Raw genomic sequence first — 12,004 nt, 5'->3', positions numbered from 1 at the left:
GTCGGATGAAGGTAACCAGCTCGCCTCACCAAACTTGTGCTGGGCAGGGGCCGGGCCCTTCATTGGATTGACAGTAAACGATTCGGGCGTGAACGCAAGCAGTGTTTTCCATCACTCTGACGGGAGGTCGCTAGCCCGGGTCAGTGGCGTTCGCCATGCCCGTCTGGCGATGGGAAACGCGCATCAAACGGGGGTCTGGGAGGGCAAGCAAGCGTTCGAAGCCATCGAGGTCGTGTATCGGGCGCCACCGCCTTCAACCAGCATGGAGTTTTGAGCGGGAGGCAAATCGCCCTCGTTTTACTAAGCTCCGGTTCATCCCGGGTTTGGCCGCCCACCGTATGCCCCAGCTAGAAGGAGTCGACCTGTCACGCATGGACCCGATGGCATCCCCGAACAAAATGACTCCGTTGGTGGTTCGGCATGGTCGGACGCTGCCCGGAATCGGTGGTCTGCTGGGCGGACTTGCCGTTTTGCTGGTGATCTCCACCGCTCGGGCTGAGACCGCCCCGCTTGTCGGTAGCTGGTGGGATGCCCGCGGTCATGCCGTGACCAATGACCAGGCGCTGGATCGCCTGCGTGATGCCCCGGTGATTCTGCTGGGGGAGGTGCATGATTCCGAGGCCATCCATCGGCGCCAGGTCGAGCTGTTCGATGCCTTCGATGGTCCGCTTGTGCTTGCCCTCGAGCAGCTCGATCGTGGTGGTGGGGGCAGGATCGATCGGCTAAACGCCGGGCGTTTCGAGAACGGTCGAGCACGAGCCCACGCGGGCGGCTTCGATTTCGAGGGGTGGGGATGGCAACACTACGGCCCGTTGTTTGACTGGGCAACGGAGCACGGGGTGCCGCTTTGGCCATTGAACCTGTCGCGAGAGAAGGCCATGGCGGTGGCGATTGCAGATGATGCCGGTTGGCGGGACGAACTGGACGCCGACGCACGGGCATGGATCGATTCGATTGCCCCGACATTGTCCTTGCCGGATGCACAGCAGCGTGGGCTGGTCGAGGTCCTCGAGCAATCGCATTGCCAGGCGATTCCGCCCGCCATGTCGAGCCGCATGGTTCGGGCGCAGGTGGCACGCGATGTGTTGATGGCCGAAGCGATCATGGCCGCGCGGGAATCCTTTCCCGCCCACCAGATCGTCGCCGTGATGGGCAATCAGCACGCGCGACTTGACCGGGGTGTTGGCTACTGGCTGGCACGGGTCGCCGAGAAGAGGCGTCCGGAGGTGTTGTCCGTCGGCATGGTGCCGCTAAACCATCTGAGTGATCCCCCGGGGGCGGACGACGCGTTCGACCTGCGACTGATCATGCCGGCCGTGTCCCGGCCGGACCCGTGTGCACCGGATCGCGCAGCAGAAGATGGGAAGTGACGTCGGCTGCTCCTGTGAGCGTCGGATTCAGGGGCTTGCACCCCGTGTTAACGTGGCCACGGCCACAAAATAAAACGATCAGAGCCGTTGATAAACAACGAAGAAAGAGGGATCGATGATGAAGAAGCAGTTATTGGCAATCTCCATCGGCGTGGCGCTGGGAACGTCGCCGCTTTCCGGTATGGCGGCCACCGGCGACGCCAGCGCCGAACGCATCATGCAGGAGCTCGAGGCACTCAAGCAGCGCGTCGAGAACCTGCAGGGCGAGTTGGAGAAAGAGCGCGCGCGCAACGATCAGATCGAGCAGACGCAGTCGGAGCAGGCCGAGAAGGTCGCCAAGGCCGAAGAAAAGGCGGAAGCCGCCAAGCCGGATATCAATGTCGGTGGTGCAGTGCGGTTCAACTACACCGTGGCTGACAACGATAGCGCGGGCAAGGACCGTGGCGGCGACCTGGCGTTCGATACCTTCCGTTTGAACTTCGACGGCGAGATCAACGACGTGATCCTGTCCGCTGAATGGCGTTGGTACGAGTACATGTCGGTGATTCACCACGCCTGGGTTGGTTACGAGTTCACCGATGACTTGATGGCACGGGCGGGTATCTTCCAGGTGCCGTTCGGCGTATTGCCATACAACTCCCACAACTTCTATTTCTCCTCGCTTTATTACGTAGGCCTGGAGGACAACTACGATTTCGGTGTGGGCACCACCTACACGCCGGGTGATTGGCGCTTCGACTTGGCGTTGATGAAGAATGACGAGCGTGGTGGTTCCAGCCTCGAATCCTATTCCGCGAATATTGTGGGCTACGACTATGACGATGCTGATGCCATCGACGCGGTGGACGGGGCTCGAGATTCTCAAACCGTAAATACGTTGGCAGCCCGCGCTGAGTATGATTACAAGGTTGGCGACAAGCTCACTCTCAAGCCGGGCGCCTCGCTGAAATATGGGCAGTTGGATGGAGCAAACTCCGGCGGAGACGGCGACTATTATGCGGCAGCAGCCCACTTGGTGGCGGACTACGAGCGCTGGAATCTGCAACTGCAGTACACCGACTGGGAATACGATCTGGATGATCCGAATGCTCAGTTCATGAACTACGGCTACTACGCGGGCTTGTTTACCGGGCCGCTGTCCGCTAAGGCGATTACGGCCAACCTGGCCTATACGCTCCCGGTTGAATGGGGTCCGGTTTCCTCGTTGACGTTCTACAACGACTACAGCCTGATCTATGACAAGAACAACGATTTCGAGGATACCTACATGAACGTCACCGGCATGGCAGTGTCTGCCGGCGGTCTGTACACGTACTTCGACATCATCAACGGCCGCAACCAGCCGTTCGTTGGCGGTAGCATGACTGGCGACGGTGAGAGCAACACCGTGTTTAACATCAACGTCGGCTATTATTTCTGACGTTTGAGAAATTGAGTGTTACCAAGGCGGGCGAAAGCCCGCCTTTTTTGTGCCAACCTCTCGGGGCAGGGGGCGCATCGGAGTGCGCTTGTGATGCCACGTACCCAACCGGCAGAGGCAGTAGATGGAAGCGGAAGTCCAGGAAATCAGTGAACACTTGCGTCACTACCCGCCGTTCGATCGGCTTGACCGGAAGTGGCTTGACCAGATCGCCGCCCGCACGGACGTGGCCTATTACCGTGACGGCTCCATGATTCAGGAGTACGGCGAACCGATCGACACGCTGCGCTACATCCGCAGTGGCGCGGTCGAGGTCTATCGGCACAACGGCGAGTTGTACAACCGGATCGGCGAGGGCGATATCTTCGGCCACACCGGCCTGCTGCACAATCGCCGGGTGCGGTTCCCGGTGCGCGCCATCGAGGACACGCTGCTCTACCTGATCCCGGCGGAAGTGTTCGATCAATTGTGCGAGGAAGACGACCAGTTCGCCGATTTCGTCGAGCTGTCCGGTCCGCGCCTGCAGTCCACGGTGGAACAGAACGAGCGCGAGAACGACCTGATGGTCAGTCGGGTGCGTCGACTGCTGACTCGAAGCCCGGTCAACATCGAGGAAACCGCCACGGTGCATGAGGCGGCCCGGCTGATGACCGAGCATCATGTCTCGTCGATCCTGTTGTTGTCTCGCGCGGAACCAGATGACGAGCGTGCTTTTGCCGGCGAGGAGCACGGCCATTGGCGGCTGACTGGCATCCTGACGGATCAGGACCTGCGCGGTCGGGTACTGGCGGCCGGGCTATCCGGGGAAACGCCGCTGACCGAGATTAAGCACGACCGGTTGATCACCATCCAGTCGGATGAGTCGGTCTATGAGGCCATGCTTGCGATGCTGCGCAACAACGTCCATCACCTGCCGGTACTGCACCGCCGTCGACCGGTGGGCGTGGTGCACCTGTCGGATATCGTACGTTACGAGACGCACAGCAGCTTGTATCTGGTCAGTAATATCTTCAACCAGGGGTCGGTCAAGGGGCTGTCCCGGTTGATGCCGGATGTGCGGGCGGCCTTCGTGCGGTTGGTGGACGACGGGGCGACCTCGCAGATGATCGGTCAGGCGATGTCCAGTATCGGACGCAGCCTGATCCGACGGTTGATCGAACTGGCCGAGGCCGAGTTGGGCCCGCCGCCGGTGCCGTATTGCTTCATGGTCAATGGCTCGATGGCGCGAAACGATCAGACCATCGCGACGGACCAGGACAACGCGCTGATCCTGGACGACTCCTTCGACCCCGAACAGCACGATGCCTGGTTCGTGGCACTGGCCAAGCGGGTAAGCGACGGCCTGCATGCCTGCGGTTATCCCTATTGCAACGGCGGGATCATGGGCACCAATCAGAAATGGCGCCAACCGCTCTCGGTCTGGCGGCGCTACTTCGAAGGGTGGATCGATCAGCCCGATCCCGAAAAACTGCTGCACAGTTCAATCTTCTTCGATCTCGAGGCCGTGCACGGGGAGGAGCGCTTTGTCGAACAGCTGCAGGATCTGGTCGCGCAACGCGCCAGCCAAAGCCCGTTGTTTCTGGCCGCCCTGGCGCGTAATGCGCTCAATCGCACGCCGCCGCTGGGCTTCTTTCGCACTTTCGTCATGGAAAAGGACGGTCAGCACAACAACTCCATCAATCTCAAACGACGTGGCACCGCGCCACTGGTCGACGTCATCCGGGTCCACGCTCTGGCGGTTGGTTCGCGCTCGCAGACCTCGTTCGACCGCCTCGACGACATCGTCAGGGCGAACACGCTGCCGGCAGGGCAGGCGGACAAGCTCCGCTACGCGTTGGAATTCATCTCCATGGTGCGTATCCGCCACCAGGCGTATGACCTCAAGCACCACCACGCCCCGGACAACAACATCGAGCCGGAGAACGTCTCGGATGGCGAGCGCCACAACCTCAAGGATGCTTTCCAGGTGCTGAGCAACGCCCAGAAATTCCTGCGTTTCCGCTACCCGATGCCGACACGGTGAGCCTGGCCATGTCCTGTCAACAATCGGATGAAGCGACTTGGGCGGCGTTTTTTGCCGACCAGGCCGGACGCAGCCGTGATTCGGCCCTGCGCGCGTTCTACGGCGCGGGGGTGCCGGCCCCGGATACCCCGTTGCGCGACGTGCCCCTGATCGCGCTGGATTTCGAGACGACCGGCATGGACGTCCATCGTCATGCCATCATCTCAATCGGCATGGTGCCGTTTGATCTGGCCCGAATCCGTCCCTCGGCCGGTCGTTACTGGGTGGTCAAACCGCCACGGCCCCTCGATGAAGCCTCGATCCGGTTCCACCGCATCACGCATGCCGAGGTCGCCCAGGCGCCGGATCTGGACGAGGTGCTCGACGAGGTGCTGGCTGCCCTCGCGGGGAACGTGGTCGTGGTTCACTTCCGTGGAATCGAACGGCCGTTCCTGGATGCGGCCGTGGTCGCACGGCGTGGTGAACGCTGTCTGTTTCCGTTGATCGACACCATGAGCATCGAGGCCCGCCAGGTTCGCCAGGGCGGGTGGAATCGTCTCAAGGGGATGCTTTTGGGATCGCACACATCGGTCCGGCTGCCGGATAGCCGGACACGTTACGGCCTGCCGGCCTACTCGGCCCACCACGCCAAGGTGGATGCCCTGGCAACGGCCGAATTGCTACAGGCACAGATTGCCCGGCATTACTCTCCCGACACGCCCGTGGGCGAGCTCTGGGAGTGACGCGCGGTCAGGCCGAGAGCATTTTCATCTGACCACGAAAAAAGGCGGCCGATTGGCCGCCTTTGCTGTGTGAGCTGATGGGATGACGGTGAGTCCAGGCCCACCGTCAATCAGAGCCTCTCAGCTCATTATTTGCCGCGGGGTTCGCTCATCAGCCCCTTCACGATTGCATAACAACCCACCAGCAGAACCACCGTGAACGGTAGCCCGGCTGCCACGGCGGCCGATTGAAGCGCTGCGAGACCGCCACCCACGAGCAGGGCGATGGCGATGGCGCCCTCGATCACGCCCCAGAACACACGCTGCGGCTTCGGCGCATCGATCTTGCCACCGGCGGTGATGGTGTCGATGACCAGCGAACCGGAGTCCGACGAGGTCACGAAGAACACAATCACCAAGACGATGGCGATGAACGAGGTGATTTCGGCAAGCGGCATCTGGCTCAGTACCTCGAACAGCTTGACCGGCAGGTCGGCGTTCGTGGCCCCTTCAAAGCCGTTCTTCATCTGCTCGATGGCCGTGGTGCCGAACGCCGTCATCCAGAGTACGGACACAGTGGACGGTACCAGCAGCACGGCGGTGAGGAATTCACGCACCGAGCGGCCACGGGAAACCCGTGCGATGAACATGCCGACGAACGGCGACCAGCTGATCCACCAGGCCCAGTAGAACGTGGTCCAGCCCTGGCTGAAGTTTGCGTCCTCGCGCCCGAACGGGTTGGACAGGAACGGCAGTTCGACGAAGTAGGAGCCGAGGTTCTTGAAGAAGCCGGTCGCGATCAAGAGCGTCGGGCCGACGAAGATCACGAACATCAGCAACAGGAACGCCAGCACCATGTTCATCTCCGACAGGCGCTTAACGCCCTTGTCGACACCCAGCACGATGGAAACGATCGCTACCGCGGTGATCGCGGAGATCAGCAGCACCAGCGTCGTGTTTCCTCCCGGCACGTCGAACAAATGGTTCAGCCCGGCGGCTGCCTGCTGGGCACCGATACCCAACGAGGTTGCCAGCCCGAACAGCGTCGCGAATACGGCCAGAATGTCGATGAGATGCCCCGGCCAGCCCCAGATGCGCTCACCCAGGAGCGGGTAGAACATCGAGCGGACCGTCAGCGGCAGGCCCTTGTTGTAGGCAAAGATGGCCAGCGACAGTGCCACGATCGCGTAGATCGCCCAGGGGTGCAGACCCCAGTGGAAGATGGTGGCGGCCATGCCAAGGCTATAGGCAGCGGCGGGATTGTCGGCGGCCGCGCCGAGCGGGGCCCAGTCGGTCCGAGCGCCATCCTCGCCCATGCTGATGCCGCCCAGGGCCGTGCCGTAGTGCGACATGGGTTCGGAAACGCCGTAGAACATCAGGCCGACGCCCATGCCGGCGGCGAACAGCATCGAGAACCAGCCCAGGTAGCTGAAGTCCGGTTTGGCCTTGGCCCCGCCGATACGGACTTTGCCGAGCGGGGAGACGATGAGCGCCAGGCACAGGATCACGAACACGTTGGCCGCGCCGATCAGGAACCAGCTCATGTTCGCGTTGATCCAGTTCTTGGCGCCGTCAAACCAGGAGGCTGCCTGATCGGGCAGCGCGAGGGTCAGGATCACGAAGGCCAGAACCACCAGGGATGAGAAGCTGAACACCGCACCGTGGAGGTCGATGTTCACGCCCATCGGGCTTGCCTGGTAGTTGTCCTGGCCGATCTTGTAATCGGTATCGATCAGGTTGGCGGCCCCTTCCGGCGCCGGAACGCCGACGGACTCTTCATGGGTGTCCGGGGAATTGTCGGGTTTGTTGTCCACGTGTGTCTCTCCGTCGATTTCAGGTTGACCAGTTCGTTCGTTTCGGTCGTTCGGTGATCAGGGCCGAACGAGAAAGACCGAGACGTCCGAGTGCGCGGCGACCTTGCTGCCATTGGCCGGCATGATCGCGTCGATGTGATGCGGCAGGTGCGTGCCCATCACCACAAGATCGGCGCCCACGTCGTCAATCGCCTTGAGCAGGATGTCGTCGAGATCGGTCACCGGATCGTGGCTGTTGTAGACACGAGCGGTCGGCTGATGCCCGTTATCCGGAGCGTGTTCCTGGGCGAACGTCTTGAGCTTCTGCTCGTACTCCTCGGGCGTCCTGGCAACGGAACTCGGCTGAGAGGTGGTGACGCCCACGTAACAAAGCTGGGCGTTGTAGTGACGGGCCATGTCGGCTGCCACCGTCAATGGTTTTTCCAGCGCATCGAGATGCGCGAGATCCACCGGGACCATTATCGAGTTAAACATGCGATCGGCTCCTCCTGGAATTCCCATGAATAGGGTTGCGGCCCCGTTTCATGGACGAAACGTTTATGGACGGCCCGTGCCATTAAATTGATTCGCTTTTGGCAGCGGGGCACAAAGACAGGCCGAGTATAGGCACAGGCCAGCAGCTCTGCGAATTCGGGGCCATGTCGAGACTGCCTCGGGACAGGGTAGCGGCCTTGTCAAACGTGCCGGCCTATAGAAAAGGCAGATTTGCGCATAAATTGCGTGGCTGATGACATCGGAGATGAGGTGCCGGCATTTGTGCGTAATGGAAGGCTTTATTAATCGATACTGATCAATCGCCATAACGATTGACCACTTGCCTGGTATTTGCGCTCGAATAGCGTCATGGCCGGCTCGTCGGCCGGAACGGACTCGATGTGGCACGCCCGTCCATGGAACGCCAAGGCCTGCGCCAGCTCCTCCAGATAGATCCGCCAGTTGCTGCGCGACTCGATTCGCCCTCCCAGGGCGACAAAGGCGGGGAAAACCGGGTGGGCATGAAACCGCCGCTTGAGATGCCGGGGCTTGGGTTCCGGGTTGGGATAGAGCAGGTAGTGCCGGGCGGGCCTCCATCCGTGCTCATGGGCCAGCCGCCAGAAATCGACCAGATCCGCCCTTACCAGCAGGCAGTTTGCCGGGGTGTCCGTGCGTTGTCGTGATAACCGGTCGGCGGATCGGTCCACGCCCACGACCCAGTGATCCGGATGGCGGTAGGCGAGCAGTCGACTGCTGTCGCCCGTGCCGCAGCCCGAATCCAGGATCAGGGGGCGCTCGGTTGATGCCAGCTGGGTGGCCACCCGATCGAATGCCTCGCGGTTGTAGGCGGCAATCGGTTTGGCGAAGGGGCGTCGCGCGTGGCGTCGCAATTGTCGCTCAAGGTCCTCGTGCGGTGCCGTCTGGCTCGAGGTCACCGGCCGCGACGGGCTTCCCGATGTGTCGAAGGCGCTGTCGGCCTGAGTGGGCGTCGCCTCATCCGGCTCAGTCATCGGGGCGGGTCGCGGCAAGGGGTTGGCGACGAACGCGGTCACTCAACAGGATGCCTGCCCAACGGGTTTGCGGGCTGGAATCCAGGGCGAGCTTGGCGATCATGGTCAGGGGTACGGCCAGGAGCATCCCGATTGGCCCGAACACCCAACCCCAGACCAGCAGCGAAATCAGCACGATGACCGGTGACAGGCCCAGGGTGCGGCCGAGCAGTCGTGGCTCGAGGATGCTGCCGATACTGATGTTTACCACCAGGTACAACGTACCGACCAGCAGGATATCCAGCGGTGACCCGCTGACTACCGTGACCAGCAGGGCGGGTATCGCGGCGATGAACGAGCCGATCGTGGGAATGAAGTTGAGCAGCCCGGCAAGGATGCCCCAGAGAATGGCGAAATCGATACCCAGCCAACTCAAGCCTGCCCCCACCAGCAGCCCGGTGAGCACACTGGCGCCGGTCTTGATCAGCAGGTAACGGTAGACCGAGCGCAGGAAACGCCGAGTACGCACGCGCGCCCGGCGGCGACCCGGAAATGCCGCGGCAAGCTTGTCCGCCAGGGTGCGTTCCTCCAGCAGCAGGAACATGAAGGCCAGCAGGACGAGCAGGGTACTGGCCGTGAACTGGCCCAGGCCAGTCGCGATACCCGTGGCCGTGCCGGTGATGGTGCTGGTCGCCGGCAATGGGATCTGCGCCGGCAGTAGTTCGGGCGGTGCACCGCGTTCGGCGAGCATCGTGCGGATCTGCTCGAGCCAGCCGACGAGCTTGGCCTGGTACGCGGGTGCCTGCGTTGCCAGACTCTCGGCCGCTCCCTGCAGCGCGAGGAAGAGCAGGAAAAAGGCGATGCCCACCAGCGAGAACAGGAACAGGATCGCTACCAGACCCGGGACACCACGACGCTGCATCCAGGCCATCGGCGGCGCGCTGATAATCGCGAGAAAGGCCGCCAACAGGAACGGGGTCACGATGTGGCTGACGGTCTTGAGCCCGGCGAGCAGGATGAACACGGCCGCCGCCCCGACAAGCCAGGTCAGGGCGCTCGGCTTGTACGTTTGGCAGGCATCCGGCGTCATCGTGTCGCCCCCTCGGAGGTGGCGATCCCGTGTTGTTTGAGCAACGGTTCGATGCTCGGCTCCCGGCCGCGGAAGGCCTTGAACAGGGCCATCGGGTCTTCACTGCCGCCGCGTTCGAGGATATGGACGAGGAAATCCGATCCGGCGCGCTCGTTGAACACCCCGTCTTCCTCGAAGCGTGACCAGGCATCCGCGGAGAGGACCTCGGCCCACTTGTAACTGTAGTAACCGGCCGCGTAGCCACCGGCAAAGATATGCGCGAATCCGTGCTGGAAGCGGTTGTAGGCCGGCGGCTGGATCACGGCCACCGACTGGCGTACCTGATCGAGCGTTTCCTGGATACGGGCCCCCGTGGCCGGGTCGAAGTCCTGGTGCAGCAGCAGGTCGAACAGCGAGAACTCCAGTTGGCGGACCATCTGCATGCCGGCCTGGAACTGGCGCGCGGCACGCAGGCGATCGAACAACTCGGCCGGCAGCGGCTCACCGGTTTGGTAGTGGTGGGCGAACAGGTCGAGCGCCTCGCGCTCCCAGCACCAGTTCTCTAGGAACTGGCTGGGCAGCTCCACCGCATCCCAGGCGACCCCGCTGATCCCCGATACGCTGGCGGCGTCCACCTGGGTCAGCAGGTGATGCAAGCCATGGCCGAACTCGTGGAACAGTGTGGTGACCTCGTCGTGGGTCAGCAGCGCGGGATCATCGCCCACCGGCGGAGTGAAATTGCAGGTAAGGAAGGCAGCCGGCTGCTGGATGCTCCCGTCGGGTAGCCGGCGCCGCTGGATCGCCCCGGCCATCCAGGCGCCACCCCGCTTGTGCGCCCGGGCGTAGAGGTCGAGGTAGAAGCGGCCCCTCGGGTTGCCATCGTGGTCCTCGATCGCAAAGAAACGCACATCGGGGTGCCAGGTGGGCACGTCGTCGCGTTCGCGCACCCGGATGCCGAAAAGACGCCCGACCACGGTAAACAGCCCTTCGACCACCCGATCGGCGGGGAAATAGGGCTTCAATTGCTCCTGGGAGATCGCGAAACGGGCCTCGCGCAGCTTCTCCCCGAAGAAGGCCAGGTCCCAGGGCTTCAAGGTCTCGGGGCCATCGATTTGCCGGGCGAATGCCTGCAGGTCGGCCAGTTCCTGGCGAGCCTTGGGGACGGCCTGTTGGGCCAACTCCTGCAGGAATTCGAGCACCTCGGTCGGGTTGGTGGCCATCTTGGTTTCCAGCGAACGCTGGGCGTAATTGTCGAAACCGAGCAACTGCGCCAGTTCGTGGCGGATGGCGAGGATGCGATCCATGACCGGCCCGTTGTCCCATTGACCGGCATGCGGGCCGACATCGGAGGCGCGCGTGACGAATGCCTCGTAGAGCGTCTCGCGCAGGTCGCGGTCCTCGGCATGGGTCATGACGGCGATGAAGCTCGGCATGTCGAGCGTGATGCGCCAACCGGTGCCCTCGGCGCGCTCGGCTGCCTCGCGGAACAGGGCACGCGATGATGCCGGCAATCCGGCCAGGCGTGTCTCGTCCGCGATGTTCAGCGACCAGGCATTCGTGGCGTCCAGGAGGTTGTTCGCAAAGCGCGTGCTCAGTTGGGACAGCTCGCTCTTGAGCGCCTTGAACCGTGCCTTGTCGGCCGGCTCGAGATCGACGCCGGCGAGCCGGAAATCGCGGATCGCGTTTTCCACCACGCGGCGCTGGGCAACCGAAAGCGTCTCGAAGTCGGCTCGCTCGCTGACCTCGCGGTAGGCCGCGAACAGCGCCTCGTTCTGGCCAAGATCGGTCGAGTAGTCGGACAACTTGGGCAGGCAGGCCTCGTAGGCGGCGCGGAGCTCCGGGGTGTTGACGACCGCATTGAGGTGGCTGACGGGAGACCAGGCACGGTCGATCCGGTCTTCCAGCGCCTCCATCGGGGCGGCGAAGTTCTCCCAGCTGAACGGCGCGCCCTGGTCCAGGCGCTCGGCAATGGCGGCCCGGTTCTCGCTGAGAATGCGGTCGATGGCCGGCTCGACATGCTCCGGCAGGATGCGATCAAAGGCGGGAAGATCCGGGGTATCCAGCAAGGGATTGGACATGCGTGACTCTCGACGAATGGTTGAGCGATTGGTCGCTCAGATTAGCATTTTTGCCTGTTCGGCCGG

Annotated in this window: 9 protein-coding genes; 4 read left to right on the top strand and 5 right to left on the bottom strand. The window is 62.7% G+C overall.

Annotated features, from left to right (window positions below):
• Positions 1-398: 398 nt before the first annotated feature.
• The 4 genes from SR882_RS06870 (at position 399) to SR882_RS06855 (ending at position 5,535) form a co-directional block, all read left to right on the top strand.
• Entirely contained in the window at positions 399-1,370 is a 972-nt protein-coding gene (locus tag SR882_RS06870) for a ChaN family lipoprotein (protein WP_322520516.1), read from the top strand.
• Positions 1,371-1,485: 115 nt separating this feature from the next.
• Positions 1,486-2,790, top strand: a complete 1,305-nt coding sequence (locus tag SR882_RS06865) for a porin (protein ID WP_322520515.1) — start codon at positions 1,486-1,488, stop codon at positions 2,788-2,790.
• Between the two features lie 124 nt (positions 2,791-2,914).
• Complete coding sequence (locus SR882_RS06860) at positions 2,915-4,813, top strand: DUF294 nucleotidyltransferase-like domain-containing protein (RefSeq protein WP_322520514.1); 1,899 nt, start codon at positions 2,915-2,917, stop codon at positions 4,811-4,813.
• Between the two features lie 8 nt (positions 4,814-4,821).
• Complete coding sequence (locus SR882_RS06855) at positions 4,822-5,535, top strand: 3'-5' exonuclease (RefSeq protein WP_322520513.1); 714 nt, start codon at positions 4,822-4,824, stop codon at positions 5,533-5,535.
• Between the two features lie 128 nt (positions 5,536-5,663).
• Here SR882_RS06855 and SR882_RS06850 read toward each other — a convergent pair whose 3' ends face one another.
• From SR882_RS06850 to prlC, 5 genes are all read right to left on the bottom strand, one after another.
• Complete coding sequence (locus SR882_RS06850) at positions 5,664-7,328, bottom strand: BCCT family transporter (RefSeq protein ID WP_322520512.1); 1,665 nt, start codon at positions 7,326-7,328, stop codon at positions 5,664-5,666.
• 57 nt (positions 7,329-7,385) lie between these two features.
• The gene (locus tag SR882_RS06845; protein WP_322520511.1) at positions 7,386-7,802 is read right to left on the bottom strand and encodes a universal stress protein; all 417 of its coding nucleotides are present in this window, start codon (positions 7,800-7,802) and stop codon (positions 7,386-7,388) included.
• 302 nt (positions 7,803-8,104) lie between these two features.
• Complete coding sequence (trmB, locus tag SR882_RS06840) at positions 8,105-8,812, bottom strand: tRNA (guanine(46)-N(7))-methyltransferase TrmB (protein WP_322520510.1); 708 nt, start codon at positions 8,810-8,812, stop codon at positions 8,105-8,107.
• Positions 8,805-9,881, bottom strand: a complete 1,077-nt coding sequence (locus SR882_RS06835) for an AI-2E family transporter (RefSeq protein ID WP_322520509.1) — start codon at positions 9,879-9,881, stop codon at positions 8,805-8,807. Before SR882_RS06835 ends, trmB begins: the two co-directional genes overlap by 8 nt.
• Positions 9,878-11,938, bottom strand: a complete 2,061-nt coding sequence (gene prlC / locus SR882_RS06830) for an oligopeptidase A (RefSeq protein ID WP_322520508.1) — start codon at positions 11,936-11,938, stop codon at positions 9,878-9,880. The genes SR882_RS06835 and prlC overlap by 4 nt, the downstream gene beginning before the upstream one ends.
• Between the last annotated feature and the right edge of the window lie 66 nt (positions 11,939-12,004).

It is taken from the genome of Guyparkeria halophila (genome assembly GCF_034479635.1).
In the GTDB taxonomy this organism is placed as follows: domain Bacteria; phylum Pseudomonadota; class Gammaproteobacteria; order Halothiobacillales; family Halothiobacillaceae; genus Guyparkeria; species Guyparkeria halophila.
The sequence above is the reverse complement of the archived record's forward strand: the minus strand, read 5'-3'. Positions and strand labels throughout refer to the sequence as shown.

Excerpts from the sequence above, each read along its gene's own strand:
- SR882_RS06865 (WP_322520515.1), top strand. The coding sequence starts at position 1,486 with ATGATGAAGAAGCAGTTATTGGCAATCTCCATCGGCGTGGCGCTGGGA.
- SR882_RS06835 (WP_322520509.1), bottom strand. The coding sequence starts at position 9,881 with ATGACGCCGGATGCCTGCCAAACGTACAAGCCGAGCGCCCTGACCTGG.
- SR882_RS06845 (WP_322520511.1), bottom strand. The coding sequence starts at position 7,802 with ATGTTTAACTCGATAATGGTCCCGGTGGATCTCGCGCATCTCGATGCG.
- SR882_RS06870 (WP_322520516.1), top strand. The coding sequence starts at position 399 with ATGACTCCGTTGGTGGTTCGGCATGGTCGGACGCTGCCCGGAATCGGT.
- SR882_RS06860 (WP_322520514.1), top strand. The coding sequence starts at position 2,915 with ATGGAAGCGGAAGTCCAGGAAATCAGTGAACACTTGCGTCACTACCCG.
- SR882_RS06855 (WP_322520513.1), top strand. The coding sequence starts at position 4,822 with ATGTCCTGTCAACAATCGGATGAAGCGACTTGGGCGGCGTTTTTTGCC.
- prlC (WP_322520508.1), bottom strand. The coding sequence starts at position 11,938 with ATGTCCAATCCCTTGCTGGATACCCCGGATCTTCCCGCCTTTGATCGC.
- trmB (WP_322520510.1), bottom strand. The coding sequence starts at position 8,812 with ATGACTGAGCCGGATGAGGCGACGCCCACTCAGGCCGACAGCGCCTTC.